Source organism: Nonomuraea solani (genome assembly GCF_900108335.1).
Classification (GTDB): Bacteria; Actinomycetota; Actinomycetes; order Streptosporangiales; family Streptosporangiaceae; genus Nonomuraea; species Nonomuraea solani.
In genome coordinates, this window is record NZ_FNVT01000012.1 from 329468 (window position 1) to 345033 (window position 15566).

The 15566-nt window shown below is 70.2% G+C and carries 9 protein-coding genes; 3 read left to right on the forward strand and 6 right to left on the reverse strand.

What is annotated here, in order from left to right; genetic code table 11:
• Window positions 1-352: 352 nt before the first annotated feature.
• On the forward strand, window positions 353-2371 hold the full coding sequence (locus C4V41_RS36615; protein WP_103960549.1) for a trypsin-like serine peptidase: 2019 nt from the start codon (window positions 353-355) through the stop codon (window positions 2369-2371).
• 29 nt (window positions 2372-2400) lie between these two features.
• On the opposite strand, the gene C4V41_RS36620 is transcribed toward C4V41_RS36615, so the two are convergent.
• The 6 genes from C4V41_RS36620 to C4V41_RS36640 all read right to left on the reverse strand — a co-directional run bounded on the left by C4V41_RS36620 (window position 2401) and on the right by C4V41_RS36640 (window position 12997).
• Entirely contained in the window at window positions 2401-4122 is a 1722-nt protein-coding gene (locus C4V41_RS36620; protein WP_103960619.1) for a thiamine pyrophosphate-binding protein, read from the reverse strand.
• A gap of 10 nt (window positions 4123-4132) precedes the next feature.
• On the reverse strand, window positions 4133-5506 hold the full coding sequence (locus C4V41_RS36625) for a hypothetical protein (RefSeq protein ID WP_103960550.1): 1374 nt from the start codon (window positions 5504-5506) through the stop codon (window positions 4133-4135).
• A gap of 14 nt (window positions 5507-5520) precedes the next feature.
• Complete coding sequence (locus C4V41_RS36630; RefSeq protein WP_103960551.1) at window positions 5521-8436, reverse strand: peroxidase family protein; 2916 nt, start codon at window positions 8434-8436, stop codon at window positions 5521-5523.
• Between the two features lie 153 nt (window positions 8437-8589).
• The gene (locus C4V41_RS36635; RefSeq protein ID WP_146103923.1) at window positions 8590-9552 is read right to left on the reverse strand and encodes a hypothetical protein; all 963 of its coding nucleotides are present in this window, start codon (window positions 9550-9552) and stop codon (window positions 8590-8592) included.
• Between the two features lie 80 nt (window positions 9553-9632).
• Window positions 9633-9794 carry a hypothetical protein gene (locus C4V41_RS62210; RefSeq protein ID WP_160150514.1) on the reverse strand — a complete coding sequence of 54 codons (162 nt, stop codon included), beginning with the start codon at window positions 9792-9794 and terminating at the stop codon, window positions 9633-9635.
• Window positions 9795-9817: 23 nt separating this feature from the next.
• Window positions 9818-12997 carry an AfsR/SARP family transcriptional regulator gene (locus C4V41_RS36640; RefSeq protein ID WP_160150515.1) on the reverse strand — a complete coding sequence of 1060 codons (3180 nt, stop codon included), beginning with the start codon at window positions 12995-12997 and terminating at the stop codon, window positions 9818-9820.
• A 127-nt stretch (window positions 12998-13124) separates the two neighbouring features.
• Between C4V41_RS36640 and C4V41_RS36645 the strand changes: the two genes are divergently transcribed.
• Window positions 13125-14222, forward strand: a complete 1098-nt coding sequence (locus C4V41_RS36645) for a HesA/MoeB/ThiF family protein (RefSeq protein ID WP_103960554.1) — start codon at window positions 13125-13127, stop codon at window positions 14220-14222.
• Window positions 14223-14359: 137 nt separating this feature from the next.
• Window positions 14360-15556, forward strand: a complete 1197-nt coding sequence (locus C4V41_RS36650; RefSeq protein WP_103960555.1) for a hypothetical protein — start codon at window positions 14360-14362, stop codon at window positions 15554-15556.
• Window positions 15557-15566 lie beyond the last annotated feature (10 nt).

A 15566-nucleotide genomic window follows, 5' to 3' on the forward strand; every position in this document is an offset into this window, starting at 1 on the left:
GCCTACTCCTCGTCATCTCCGGCCGTCATCAGCTCACCCAGCCGATCAAGCTCCGCCTGGGTGAGCTGCTGGCTTCGCCTGTCCAGGGACTCGGCGCACACGTAGTCGACGACGTTGCCCATGAGGCTCCCCTCTCTCCAGCACTTCCCACGGTAACCACGGACCCAGGAAAGACCAGAAAAGCCAGAACAAGTCATCCCAATGACATTTTTAACGACCTCACATGGGCATTGAACGCCGAAAAGCGAGTCAACCCGCGGTCAATTGACCCACGGGATTATGGACGAAGTTCCGGCACACCGCGCACATTCGAAGGGAGATGCCTGTTTCATGGCGAAAGTGACGAACTGTCATGGATATATCAAGCGAAGTCCGTAAAAGCCAGCAGACCAAGGCAGCGGCCGAACGCTATCGCTGGAGCGACTCCGACCGTGACGAGGCGACGCGCAGACGGGAGCGGGGCGAGGCGTTCCCCGACTCTCAGGAGATGCTCGCCGCCCGAACCGCCCGCCTCATCCAGCGCAACGGCCTCCCGGTCGAGGCCGCGCTGGAGGCGACCAGAGCCGACGCCCTCGACCAGCCGAGAATGTACGAGCGCATCCTCGGGGTGGCCAAGGACCTGCAGGCATGGAGCTTTCTGCCCCGTGGGGCACGGGCCGCGCGGACGGTCGCCCGGATCTGCGTCGGCGAGAACGGCCGCGAGCTGCCGATCGGCACCGGCTTCCTGGTCTCCCCCAGGCTGCTGCTGACCAACCACCACGTCCTGCCCGACGCCACGGCGGCCGGCTCGGCGTTCGTGGAGTTCGACGCCCAGGTCACCGTGGACAACACCCCTGAGGTGTCCCAGCGGTTCACACTGGCCCCCGAGGCGTTCTTCGTCGCCGACGCCACCCTCGACTTCGCCTTGGTGCTCGTGAGCCCGGACGCCGACGGCCGGGCGGCCGGGGAGACCTTCGGCTGGAACCGGCTCAGCGTGCAGACCGGCAAGCTGGTCGTCGGTGAGCCGGTCAACATCATCGGTCACCCCAGTGGTCGTCTGAAGGAGATCTCGATCCGCGAGAACCGGCTGGAGGCGCGCCTGGACAACTTCCTCCAGTACCAGACCGACACCGAGCCGGGAAACTCCGGCTCTCCCGTGTTCAACGACCAGTGGGAGGTCACGGCATTGCACCACAGCGGCGTTCCCCGTACGGACGGCCAGGGCCGGATCCTGCGGTGCGACGGGCAGCCGTGGCGTGAGGGAGACGGGGACGACGCCGTCGACTGGATCTCCAACGAGGGTGTACGCATCAGCGTCATCCTCAAACACCTGGCCGCGCTGCCCCTCGACGGCGCCCGGTCGGCGTACCTGACCGAGATGGGCCCCGAGTCGGGCCTCCAGTCCGCCACCGCCCCGCACCCGGCCATCACCGTCCCGCGGCCCGCGCCTCCGTCCGACGGGCTGTCCATCGAAACGAACCTCCCGGCCCCCGCCGCCTTTGGCGGAGACAGGCACCTGGTCTTCCTGCACGGCCGCGGCCAGGAGGGCGAGAATCCCGAACGGTTGCGCCGCTACTGGACGGCGGGGCTGAACGGCGGGCTCACCCGGGCGGGGCTGCCCACGATCGAGCCGGCCGACGTCCGCTTCCCGTTCTACGCGGAACAGCTCATCCAGTCCATGCGACCACTGGAGGCGCTCCCCCGCTCACCGCGTACGGCCATCGCCGATCCCGCCGAGGCGGCGGCACCGGCCCCCGGCTCCGCACGGCGGCTGTACGAGGAGATGATCGTCGAGGCGGCCGGCCGGGCCGGTATGCCCGCGGCACGGGCCGGGAACCTGGAAGGGCTGGGCGACGCCGTACACCATGGGTTGAGCTGGCTCGCCGACACCACCGACCTGGACCGGCTGCTCATCGCCGCGATCTTCGGTGACGTGGCCGCCTATCTGGACGACCAGCGGGTCCGCGAGGCCGTCCTGGACTGTGTGCTCCGGGACATGCCGCGCTCCGGCCGCTTGCTGCTGGTCAGCCACAGCCTCGGCACGGTGGTGGCCATGGACCTGCTCACCCGGCTCGACCCGGCGGTGGAGGTCGAGCTGCTCGTCACCGCGGGAAGCCCGCTCGGCCTGGACAGTGTGCACCGGCGCCTGCTCGTCGGCGGGCCGCACCGTCCGGACCGGGTGACGCGCTGGTTCAACGCCTGGTGCCCCATCGACCCGGTCGCCATCGGGTGCCCGCTGATCGACCACTGGCAGGACGGTCCGGACGAGAGCGCCGTCTCCAACCCGGCGGGCCGCGCTCACGACATCGAGGAGTATCTCGCCCACCCCGAGGTCGGCCACGCGGTCGGGATCTCGCTGAGATCACCGGTCCCGGTGGGACGTCCAGCCTGAGAGACGGGCTCGGCTCGCCGGTGTGCTATTCACTCACGCCTGTCCTCGCCGCGCAGACGCTCTTCGAGGGTCTCCACCAGGCCGGCGATCACTCCATCTGGGGAGGGGCTGTAGTGCGGGATCGCCCAGCGCGTGATCCTGGCGTCGATCACCGTGGGCCGGCCCGAGCCCAGCGCCGCGCGGAAGGCGTCCTCGAACTCCGCGATCGTCTCCACCCGGTATCCGTCCGCTCCACACGCACGGGCGTAGGCCGCGAAGTCCGGGTTCTCGAATTCGACGAGGCCGCTCTCAAGGTACGCCGAGATCTGGTACAGCTTGATCAGCTTGAACTCTTGATCGTCGAAGATGACCCAGATGACGGGAATGTCGTGCTCGACGGCGGTCATCAGCTCGAATCCGGACAGCGAGTAACACCCGTCGCCGCAGCCGACCACGACCGTACGCCCGGGCTGGGCGAGTTTCACTCCGAGCGCGCCGTTGACATGCCCGGCCATCGGCCCGAACGAGCCGGCCTTGCGGAAGTTCTGGCCCTCCTCGACGTCCACGTAATAGCCGAGCCACGCGAGATGGGCACCCGCGTCGGCCAGGAGGACGGCGCCTTCGGGAAGCATCCGGCCGATCGCCTGCGCGAGCATCCCCGGGTGGATCCCGCGGGTCAGATGGATGATGTGCCTGCGCTCGTAGTCCTTGCCCGCCACGTCCGCGGCGGGAACCGGGCCGACCTTCCGCTCCAGCGCCTCGGCCAGGGCCGCGACCGCCGGGCGCGCATCCGACAGCAGCGCGTGGTCGGGCTCGTAGGCCTTGTGGAACTCGGTCTCCCAGATGTTCACGTGGATGAGCACTTTCCCGTCGAACAGATCCTCGCGGTAGTCGAACGTGGCGTGCTGGTTCAGGGAATTGCCGACGCACAGGACGACGTCGGCCTCGCGGAAGGCCTTCCAGGCGCTCGTGTGACCGCTGTCGGCGAACACACCCAGTGCAAGGGGGTGGGTCTCCGACATGATCCCCTTGCCGTCGAGCGTCGTCAGCAGCGGGATCTGAAACCGTTCGACCAAGTGCTTGATCTGGGGCCCGGCGCCGCTGCGGACAGCGCCGAAACCGGCGAGCACGACGACGCGCCGATGCCGCCGGATGGCGTCCGCCAGCACCGAGGCGATCTCCTCCACGCGAGCCGGGTCGGGCAGGACCGGCGCGACGCCGAGCCGGATGGGGCGCACGTTCCCGACCTTGACGCCGCGCTCGGTCAGGTCGAGGGGGACATGGATGTGAACGGGGCCCGGCCGCCCTTCGAACGCGATGTTGATCGCCTCCTCGAGCACCTCGCAGGTGTCGGCGGCATCCTCCAGCAGGTAGGACTTCTTGGTCGTGGCGGCGAACATGGCCCGCGAGTCGGGGGTCCCCGCAAGGCCGGAGGTCTCGTTCAGCGAGCCCCGGCCCTGCCATTTCCTGGACGCGTATCCGGAGACGGCCAGGACCGGATAGGAGTCGGACATCGCCATGGCCAATCCGGAGAACAGGTTGAACGCCCCGGGCCCGGCCGTGGCGAAGCAGAAGCCCAGCTTCCCGCTGAACATCGCGTACCCGCAGGCCATGAACGACGCGGCCTGCTCGTGGCGGGTGATGATCGGCCGGATCCGCCGCGAGTGCTTCAACGCCAGCATCAGGCCTGCCGCGTTCTCCCCCGCGCCGCCGAAGGCCGCCTCGACCCCGACGTCTTCGAGCCCGGCGACGATGGCTTCGTACACTCTCATGATCGCCTTCTCACGCGTGCCATCGCGCGTCATGCCGCCGATGCGCCTCGGTCGTCCCGTTCGCGAAGAACCGCTCGTAGTACTCGGGCTCGATGTGATGGGTCTGCAGCCAGATGCCCGGTACGTGCACGGCGTCGGCGTGTGCGGGGAACCGGCCGTGCGTGGCGTGGATGTAGACGCAGATGTCGCGCGCGCAGTCGATGACCGCCTGCTCGTACGGGCTCGCCTCGGCCAGGTAACGCCGCCCGTAGTCGCCCTTGTAGATGTGGGCGAAGGTCGCGTCGTCGGTGTAGATCCCGCCCGGGCCGAACTTCGCCCGTACGACGCTGTCCACGGCCGCCTCCATCGAGGGATGGTTGGGCGGGCAGGCGGCCTTGATGAGATGCTCCCCCTCCACCCGCAGGCCCACGGGGTGGGAGCGCAGCGCGGCGTACTTCGGCAGCGGCACGTGCCAGCGCAGGACGTCGGCGAGGCGGAAGCGCGGCGTGACGAAGTCGAAGCCGAGCATCCGGCCGTAGGCCCGGGAGAACTTCGGGTCGCCCAGCATGATCTGCGGGTGGATCGTGCCGTGGATCCAGGCGCCCAGCCCCATCGCGTCCGCGGTCAGCATCAGGTTCTGCACCAGCAGGTCCGCCTCGATCTGGGTGCGCATCGACCCCATGGCTCCGAGTGGCAGCTTGATGTCCGGGTTGAGGAATCCGTTCTTGACCCATTTCGCCACGCCGGCCAGGCGATAGAAGTTGCGGTCGTCGACGATCGTCGGCCTGGCCCCGTCCGGCTGGGTGAGCAGGAACATCAGGCAGTTGATGTACTGGTGGGAGAGGTCCACCACAGGCAGGAAGATCGTGGTGCCGGCCAGATTGGACAGGAACCGGTTGGAGTCGAGGTAGGCCGGGAAGTCCCGCAGCCCCTCGGCCACGTCGAGACGGTGGCCGAGGACTCGGACCTTGGCCTGACGGGCCCGCTCGATCAGCGCGTCGGCGGTGAAGGGCCGGTCCGGAGCCGGGGGGAGCTTCCTCAGGTAGTACGTGCCGGAGTCGTTGATCATGAAGAAGTGCGTGCCCTGCGCGTTGTCGGGGCTGCCCGCCGTCCGGCCGGCCATGGTGAGGTTGGGCTTGGCCATGATGGGATCGCCGTTCCGCGGATCCTCGAACGGCCGGTCGGGCATGGTCAGCCCGGAGCAGCCGGTGAGCGCGATGAGCAGCGCCTCCTCCAGCTCCGTCAGCGGCATCGGCGGGTGGGGCGACCGGTAGCTCATCGAACCCGCCGGGACGGACGCGCCGCGGCTGACGCGGTGGGTCCGGCGTTTCCAGATGGTCTCCAGCAGGGGCCGGGCCAGAAGCTCCTCCAGCCCTTCCTGCCTGGTGGCGGATGTGGTGGCCATGATCGGCCTCGCTTTCAGTCGTGCATGACGCCGGTGTTCGCCTCGGGCATGGCCGGCCGCCACGGCGCGAAGGCGCTCGCGGTCCGGGGCAGCAGGCTCGCCAGTTCGGGGCAGTGCCGCAGGGTGACGCTCGTCATGCCGTTGCGGTCGATCCAGTCCATTCCCAGCGGGGTGTAGATCTCGGGTCGGAAATCCACGGTGAGGAAGCGGTCGCTCTGGAGCCGCCTGCTGGCCATGAGGATGAAGATGCGGAAAGCGGTGTCGCCGAAGCCGAAGTTCTCGGGCGGGTTCTCCGCGAAGAGCCCGACCATCGTGTCGATGTCGTCCACCGAACGGTAGACGTCCTTCAGCCGGGCCAGGGCGTCCGGATCGGAGGTAAGGTCCTCGAAGCGCCGCAGACGCGGCTTGTGCAGGCCGGCGCGGAAGTCGTTGTAACGCGGTACGGCGCGGCGGCGGGTGCGCACCAGGTCGACCACGGACAGGTCGATGATCTCCCCGTCTCGCTCGAACGCCTGCAGCGCGCGCGGGAAGTTGCGCAGCGTGATCGCGCCGGGGTGAGCGATGCCGAACGAGTAGAGCGAGTTGGCCAGGCCCGCCCGGCGCATGAGCGGCTCCGTGGCGGCGCCCCGCACGTCGTTGAAGCCGAGGCTCTCCAGCGGCCGGCCACTCCTGTGGTCGGCGATCTCGTAGTCGTCCGGGATCAGCGGGTGCATCCGGTAGACGGTGACGAAGTCCTCGGTGAGCGAGTACGGCGCGCCGTGGTGGTCCGGCAGCGTCCGCGGTATCCCGGTGAGCGCGTGCGTGTCGGCCAGCCACAGCCCGAGGTGGGTCAGCCAGTTCTTCGGCGGCCCCTGCCAGTTGGCCGTCAGCCCGATGTCGATCAGCTCGGTCGCGAGGATCGCGGGCGTCCACTCCACCGTGTGGATCTTGGCGATGAGGGCGGAGACGACGAGCCTCGCCGTGTGGTACACCGACTCCTCGTCCATGCCGGGGTACTCGTCCCGTAGCGCCCGGCACACGGCGTTGTGCTCGCGGGCGAAGAGGGTGTGCATGACGCTGAGCCCCAGCCACCAGTTCTCGCGAAACCCCGTGATCGGGATGCCGTCCGGTCCTGGCGCCAGGTGGCCGTCCTCCAGGCGCAGCGAAGCACCGCCGCCCGGCTCGCGCAGGGACTTGGCGACGCTCTCGTCGCCGCCATAGACCTCCGAACCGTCCCACCAGTGGGAGGCCGCGTTGGCCGACAGAATCGGCGACCCCGCGCCGCCGGCCGGGCGCAGATCCTCGTTCTCGGCGAAACGCATCACCCTCTCAGGTGCGCCTCCGGATGAGTTGACCCAGGTCATGCCATGGGGAAGCGGCACCTCGACGTTCTTCGTCCCGGGTGGGCAGCGCTTGTGGTCGACCCAGTCGTGCACCTGGAACTGGATCCAGGCGGCGGCGAGGACGTTCAGCGACCTGGCCGGGATGAAGGTCTCACGGTGGAGCAGTTCTCTGCTGACGACCACCGGGTTGGGCTCGTCGAACAGGTCCGGCCGGTGCACGGGCGCGAGGTTGCGGCCGAAGGGTGAGCCGAGCGCGCCCATCGTGGGCGCGGACAGGTCGTTGAAGGTGCCGTCGTAGGTCCGCCGGACACGCACGTGCTCATCGATGGGCGGAGGCACCGGGTGCGCCGCGGGCGGGCCCTGCTCCGCGTCGGTGTCGATGAGGTTGTCCCGGCGCAGCACCTGCCGGATGGTCGCGACATTGAGCAGGCCGAGCCAGGTCGGCAGTCTGTGCCACGGGACGAAACGGCTGAGGACGCCGAACCCGGCGCGCAGCAGCGCGCCGACGACGAGGTTGCGTTCCGGCGGCGGCGTCAGGAAGCGGAGTCCGCGCCGATGGGCGCTGCCGGCCTCGTAGGCGGCCTTGCGCGCGCGGTTCAGGTTGCCGAGAGGACGGAACTCGCCGGTGGTGTTCCACGGGTCGAAGGCGAGGTGGTCGATGCGTGCCGCCGTGGCGCGCGCCTCCGCGGTGTCCAGGTTCTGGCGCGGGATCGTCAGCGTGGCCACGGGGACGACCGGCACGTCCTCGTCCGGCCAGTCCGCCGCGCCGTTCTCGACAGGCGTGAGCCGGACGTCCTCGAACCGCTGCACGCACAGGTCGAAGACGACGTCCTGCCTGGCCAGCCGGGCTTCGAGCTCGTGCGACAGGTAGTCGTCATCCCCGCTTGGGGGCGGGGGCGCCGCCGGGGCTCCCGAGGCCGGCCGCAGCCGGTAGCGCACCGGCCCGGCCGCGCCCCACAGGATGGCGCCACGGCTCCAGTACGTCTCCAGAGCCAGGCTGCGCACCTCACGGCGGGACCCGGCGAGCACGTTGCGCCGCATACGAGCGGCGGTGGACCAGCCCAGAGCCCAGGGCAGCCTGGCGTACAGGGCCACGGCCTTGCGCACGTTGGTGCTCGCGCCCGCCATGACCTGCGCGAACACCACGAACTCGCGCGCGTTCCGCGCGTGGGAGACCGGATGGTTCGTCATGAGGAGGTCGTGGGTCTCATCCGGCCCCACCTGAACCCGCAGTGCCGCGCCCCGCAGGTCCGGGGCGAGGTCGGGCTGGCGGGTGCCGCTCGCGTTCGACAATCGGACGATGACCGGGTACTCGGCGCCGGGCTGCGCGAATCCGGTCCGCAGGTCCTCGGGCAGGGCGGTGTGGAACCTCAAGGTGGCGTTCTCGACGCCGAGGATCGCCTTGGCGTGGAAGGCCCGGTCGATCCCGGGGGCGCGGCCGCGCTCCTTGATCTTCAACTGGACCCGCATGAGATCGCGGGCGAGCTTCTCGAAGATCACCCGTTCTCGCTCGGGCGTGCCCCCGACATAACGCTCGTACGACTCAGGCGCGGGCGGCTCGCGCAGCGCCGGAGGCTCGCCGGCGAGATGCTCCTGCTGCTTGGCCATGTGATCTCCCCCGAGATGCGGCCGCGTCGGCCATGAGCGGTCGCGGCGCGAGAACCTTCGTCCGGTATTCCCAAGCGCGATGGGACGATGCCCGCCTTTCCCTCAGCACTGCCCATTCTTGAGAGAACGGCTATCCGCGCGCGACATGGCTGATCAGGGGTTGTCCACGCCGCGAGAGCTATCCCGGACATTCCTGAGCACGTTCTGGCCCTGCTCGTCCACCAGCCGCGTGATGAGCTGCTGCGCGGCGCCGAAGAGAGCCGCCCAGCCCAGGATCTGCGCGCTGGTGTCGAGCTCGCTCAACCCGGGGACGAAGCGGGCCTGGATCAACATCAGCCCGATGACCGCGGACACGGCCCCGGCCGGAAGCTTCAGCAGCGCCAGCACGATCGGCAGCGTGTAGGGAGCCGAGGTCCCGTGGATGTGACGCAGGCCGATCGCGCCCACCAGCGATGCCGCCGACAGGCCGACGAGCTCCACGATGGCCACGTCCCAGGGGCTCGGGAGCCGCCCGATGGGGCACGCTGGCCCGGTGGAGGGATCGTTGAAGCAGAGTTTGATCGCCTGAGGGTGGAGCGCCCCCACCACGGACAGGGCCAGGGCGACGACGGCCATGACGGCGGTGGAGATCAGAATCGTGTTGCGGAAGCTGCGCAGCCGCACCTTCTCCTGCTGCGCGGCGATGTTGGCCGCCTGAAGCGTGATCACCGCCAGAGTACGGTCCTGCGGCGACAGCTTGCCGTCCTGACCACCAAGGTGCTCCTCCAGCTTGGCCCTGCGCGGATCCTGCGGCCCCAGGTGCTGCAACGCACGCGCGAGCACGTCACTGCCCCACCAGGGGAGCTCCATATCCGGGATCAGCTTCAGCAGGGCGACCTCGACCTTGTTGATGTTCGCCCAGGTACGGTCCACGGCGAGCCCCGACCACGCCCCCTTCAGGCTCGGCTCGGCCGCCGCGGCCTCACGCGCCGCGTCGAGATGTCGCTGCGCGCCCCGGGCAGGAGCGGACCCGTCGTTGTAGCCGTCAAGCTGGCTCTGCAGTTCGGCGATGTACGCCAACGCGCGCTGCCGCCACGAGAATGCGTTCTTTCCGGCCACATCCTGTGTGGGGTTCATCGTTGTGCGTCTTTCCGCGTGCGGGCTCGCTGTCCATTGACGAAATGCCCGGGATCGTACGCGGCGGAACGACCGCTTGTTCAACGACGATGAAGTCTGGGCGCGTTGTTGACCTTCGCATCTGGCAACGAGCCGAGATCATCGATCGTGCGGCGGCAAGGCATCTTCGCACCCACCGGCTCTGGCGCGGGGCAGATGGTTCCGCACTTCATCGCCATCGTCATCGAGAGGTAGGTGTACATCCTCGCGGTCGTCATCTACGAGGTCAGCGGCCCAGCAGTGCCGCCGACGTGAACCGCTCCGGTGCGCCGATGACCGTGAACAACGCATGGGCCTGCCCCCAAAGGCGCCGGGACTCCGTGCCTTTCACGGCATGACCGAGGGTCATCAGGGCGCGTGCGTGATCCAGGCGCTGCCCGGATCGCCGTGCGAGTTCCAGGGCCCGCGCGCACGCCTCGACGCACCGCTCGTCGTCGCCCATCGCCAGGTGGATGGCGGCGAGCAGGCCGTGCAGCCGCGGCAGGTTCAGCAGGTTGGACGTGTGCGCCAGCTCCAGCGACCGGTGCGCCGCGTCGCGCGCGTCTTCGTACCGGCCCTGGTGGTAGAGGAACTCCGCGCGGCCGAGCAGCACGTGGTCCAGGTCGATGGCCGTGTGCTCGGCGAGCTCCAGCGCGGCGTCGAGGTGGGCGAGCGCGCCCTCCGCTCTGCCGAGCTCCAGCTCCGCTGCCGCCATGCCGGTCAGCGAGGCGATCTGGCACCGCCGGTTCTCGACCTCCTCGGCGATGGCCAGGCTCCGGCCGAAGGCGTCGATCGCCCGCTCGTGGTCGCCGGCGTCGCAGTGCACCGAGCCGAACGTCTCGTAGGTGACCGCCTCGGCGTATCGCAACCCGTCGGCCAGGGCCAAGGCCTCGCGAAGGGACTCCAGCGCCTCGGGGAACCGGGCCTGCATCTTGCGTACGAGGGCCAGGTTCACCAGGGTCAGCGTCTGGAGATGCCGGTCGCCGGACGCTTCGGTCAAGGGCAGGGAGGCCCGCAGGCATTCCTCGGCGCGGTCCAGCCGGGCGAGCATGAGGTAGGCGGACGCCAGGTTGTTCAGCCCGCGTGCCTCGCCGCGTACCGACCCGAGCGCGTGGTGGATCTCCACCGACCGCTGATACCGCGGGATGGCCTCGTGCGGCTCTCCCATCTGTTTGAGCACCACGCCGCAGCCTTGCAGGGCCCTGGCCTCGCCCAGCGGCCAGCCCGCCCGGCGGGCCAGCGCCAGCGCACGCTCGTAGTGGTCCATGGCGCTCTTGAGGTCGGCCATACGCCATCGGGCGAGTCCTAGCGAATGGTGCATCCCGGCCTGCCCTCTGAGGTTCCGCTCGTCCTCGGCGGCGGCCAGCGCGATCTCCGCGAGACGCAGCCACTCCCCGCGGGTCCGCCGGTGGTGCAGGATGTCCGTCAGGGCCTCGACCAGCAGCCACGCGTACTGCCGCGGGCCCTGCTCGGCGGCGTACGACACGGCGGCCACGAGGTTGTCCCACTCGGTGTCGAGCCAGTCGAGGGCGTCGGCCGCGGCGTCGAAGGTCGTCGGAGTGACCTCGGGCCGAACCCCGTCGCGGGCGAGCTCCGCGACTTCGAAGCCGGCCACCGCGGTGGCGCCGACGACCGTACGCAGGTAGTAGTCGAGTAGCCGCCGGACGGCGGCCCACCGCTCGCTCGCGGAGTCCTCGGCGAGGCTGCGCTGTGCGGCGTACTCCAGCACCAGGTCATGAGCGGCGAAACGGTGCGGCCCCGTCTCCTTGATCAGGTGGATCCGCGCCACCGTACCCAGAAGGTCCTCCGCGTGGTCGCGCCTGGTCCGCATCAGGGCTGCCGCCGCCGCAGAAGTGATGCCGCTCCCCCGCGCCAGGCCGAGCAGGCGGAACATCCGCTGCGCCGCCGGCGGCAGCGCATTGTGCGACAGGTCGAGAGCCGCCTGTACGGCCACGCTGTCGTCGCCCTCCACGCGCAACCGCACCAGCCGCCCCCGGTCCGCGAGCTGGCGTACGTAGTGGCCGATCATCCGGTGCCCGTGGTCGCCGATCCAGGACACGGCTATGGACAGAGCCAGCGGCAGCCGGCCACAGAGCGCCACGAGCTCGTCGGCGGCGTCCGGCTCCCGGAGCAGGCGGTCCTCGCCGATGCCCTGAGCGAGCAGTTGACGCGCCTCCCCATGGTCCAGTACGTCCAGCGTGAGGCGCTCGATCCCGTCCATGGCCACCAGGCCGCCCAGCCGGCTGCGGCTCGTGACGACGGCCCGGCACCCGGGGTCCGCGGGCAGCAACGCGCGTACCTGCTCCGGGTCGGCGACGTCGTCCAGGACCACCAGCACGCGCCGGCCCGCCAGGAGCGAGCGGTAGAGCGCGATCTGTGCGTCCAGCTCGACCGGTATGTCCTTCGCCGCCGCGCCGAGCCCCTGTAACAGCAGTTGCAGCGCCTCGGGGAGGGACATGGGCTCGCGCTGGTCGAAACCCCGCAGGTCGAGGAACAACTGCCCGTCGGGAAAGAGCTCGCTCGCGTGGTGTGCCCACCGGATCGCCAGCGCGGTCTTCCCCACGCCGGCGGGGCCGACCACGAGCGTCACCCGGCCGGCGTCCATGCGCCGGAGCTCCGCGGAGCGGCCCACGAAGCGGCTGGTGGCGGGCGGCAACTGGCGCGGCATCGGTGCCGGCCCGGCCGCCGGCTCTTCTTCGAGCAGGCTCTGGTGCAGCCGCTGCAGCTCGCCGCTCGGTTCCACCCCGACCTCGCGTACGAGCTTCGTACGGAAATCCCGGTAGACCTCCAGAGCGTCGGGGAGACGGCCGTCGTCGCGGAGCGCCCGCATGAGCAGCGCGTGGGGCCGCTCACGGAGCGGCTGGTCGGCGAGGAGCCGCGTCAGGCCGGGGATGGCCGCCCGGCTCCGCCCGATCCCGAGCAGCGCGGCGGCGTGGCCCTCGGCCGCCTCACACCTGAGCTCCGCGAGCCGGTGGCGCTCCGCCTGGGCGTCCGGGTCGGCCAGATCGGCGAAGGGGTCGCCGCGCCACAGCGCGAGAGCCCGGTCGTACAGATCCAGCGCGGCCTGACCGGCTTCCTGCCGCGCGCTCTCCACCAGGGAGGCGAACTCCTCGGCGTCCACCGCGGCCGCTCCGGCGGGGATCAGGTATCCCGATCCCGGGCTCCAGGTGAGAACGACGTCCCGCCCATGAGGGCTGAGCGCCCGGCGGAGCTCCGCGACCAGCGCGCGCAGCCGTGCCGGGGCGGAGGGCGGTGGATCGTCGCCCCAGAGACGGTCGGCCAGCCGTTCCACGGACACCACATCGCCGGAGTCCAGGAGCAGGGCCGAGAGCAGTGCCCGCTGCCTGCCGGTCAGGTGGACGGGCCGGCCCTCGACGAGGATCTCCAGGGGGCCGAGGAGCAGGACTCGGACACCGAGGGAGATCACGGATTCGACGCTAACCCACACCTCCCGGCAGCAGCAATGTGCGCCCATGCGCGATCCATGCGGCGTCCATGCGCGCGGCTGCCACAGTGTTGCCAAATCCCCCCCTCAGAGATTGGCTGACGCACCGATGAGGCCACGGCTGAAAGGCATCTCCTGGGAGCGGGTCGGGGATGAGCTGCGGCTGGTCTATGACCCACGTGACCAACTGCTCCTGGCCGACCCCGACGGGATCGTGGAAAAGCTCGTGGGCCTCCTCAGCGAAGGAGGCAGGACCGTCGCCGAGATCGCGGACGAGCTGTCGCTGGACGTGGCCGACGTACGGGACGCCGTCGCGGCGTTCGACGCCGAACGGCTGCTGGAGGACGGCGACCGCCTCGACCGGCTGGAGCCCGCCGAGGCCGAGCGGTACTTCAGCAACCTTGCCTTCTTCGAGTCGTTCAGCACCCTCGACCGCAGCCGGGAGGACCTGCAGCGCCACCTGCGCGAGTCGCACGTCCTGGTGCTCGGCACCGGCGGCCTCAACTCCAACACCATCCCGCACCTCGCCGGGCTCGGCGTCGGCGCGATGACGCTGCTCGACCGGGACGCCGTGGAACCGCGCAACTTCGCCCGGCAGTACCTCTACCGCGCGAAGGACATCGGCGAGCGCAAGGTCGAGCGCGCGGCGGCATGGGTACGGGCCTTCGACCCCGCCATCCAGGTCGAGTGGGTCGAGGCCGACGTCGCCGGCCCTGAACAGCTCACCGAGCTCATCCGGCGGGTCCGGCCCGACGTGGTGGCCTCGGGCATCGACCGGCCGAAGAACATCGACCTCTGGGTCAACGAGGCGTGCGTACGCAACGGGGTGCCGTTCGTCCGCGGCGGCATGTCGGTCACCACCGGCACGGTCTGGTCGGTGAACCCGGGTGTCAGCGCGTGCCGTGCCTGCGTACCGGCCGACCCCTCGAACCCGGCGCACTTCCCCGACCCCGGTGACCCGGCCATCGCCGGCGCCATCGCCGCCACTCGCCTCTTCGTCAGCAGGCCGCAGCCCAACCGCGGGATCGGGCCGGTCGCCGGCCTGCTGGGGGCATTCGGCGCCTTCGAAGTGCTGCGCTACCTGACCGGTTTCGAGCCACCGGCGTACGCCGGCAGGCCACTCGACATCGACTTCGCGCATGGTTGTGCGACCAGTCGGGCCGAGTGGCCGCGTGACCCCGCTTGTGCGGTATGCGGAGGGAGGTGATCGCTATGAAGATCGAGATCGTCCGCGTCGAAAACGCCCGTCTCACGCAGAACGGCACCGATTCCTAAGAATCGGGCCAAGGGCCGCACTCCGGGAGTGCGGCCCTTCCCCTTCCACTTTCATGGCTATGGAGTGATATGGCCGCGTCCCTGGATGAGGAGCTGCGCGAGCGGGCCGCCCGGCTGACGGTCGCCTTCGACGGCGAGGCCTGGATCCTCGGCCGCCCCGAGCTGGGCGTTTTCGTCGCGGTGCCGGAGCCTGGCGCGGTCTTCGTCACCACGCTCCAGGAGACCGGCTCGCTCGATGAGGCCACCGCGCGGGCCGGTGAGGTCGCCGGCGAGGAGGTGGACGGCAGAGACTTCGTCGACGGCCTCACCGCCGCTGGACTGCTCGACCCGCCGGCCGATGCGGGCGGAGCGCGCGGGCGGATCAAATGGATCGAAGGGGTCAGTCCCCGATCAGCGGCCCGGCTGTTCGGCCCCGCCGCCTGGTCGTGTTACGGGGCCGCCGCGGTCCTCGCCGTCTCCCTCCTGCTGATCCGGCCCGATCTGCGCCCCTCCTGGCAGGACGCCTGGTTCCTGCCCAGCCCCGGCCTGTCCGCGTTCGGCTGGCTGCTGATCGGCATCGCGTTCGGCGCCCTGCACGAGGCGTGGCACTGGCTCGCGGGACGGGCGATCGGCGTACCGGCGATCTTCCGGGTCAGCTATCGGGGCATATACGTCGTCTTCGAGACCGATCTCACCCAGATCGTCACGGTGCCGCGCAACCGCCGTCACGGCGTCTACCTGGCCGGAATGGCCATCGACACCGTGGTGCTGGCCGCCGCGCTGGGACTGCGGCTGCTCGACCCGCCCCGCGCCCTCGACGATCTCCTCGCCGCCGTGGTGCTCTCCCAGATCGTCGGCATCGTCTGGCAGTGGGCCGCCCTGCCGCTGCGCAGCGACTCGTACGCCCTGCTCGCGAACGCCCTGCGGTGCCACAACCTCTATCGGACGACCTGGCTGACCGCCAAGGCCACGCTGTTCCGGCTCACCCAGGCGGAGACCGCCGAACTGTCCAGGACAAGCGCGCGCGATCGCCAGGCCGGGCGGTGGTTCGTGGTGCCGTACCTCGCGGGGATCGCGGGCATGACCTGGATATTCGTCACGGGCGTGCTGCCGCTGGTCGTCTCGCTGGGACAGTGGGGGCTGACGCAGTTCGGCGGCAGCGCGCTCGGCTCGGCGGGGTTCTGGGAGGCGGTCGCCGTGAGCGCGTACATCGTCGTGCAGCTCGGTCTGCCGCCGCTCCTGGCCCTTCGCGAACGCCGCCTGCGCCGGACCGGCGAACTCCTCTGAGGCTCCGCGC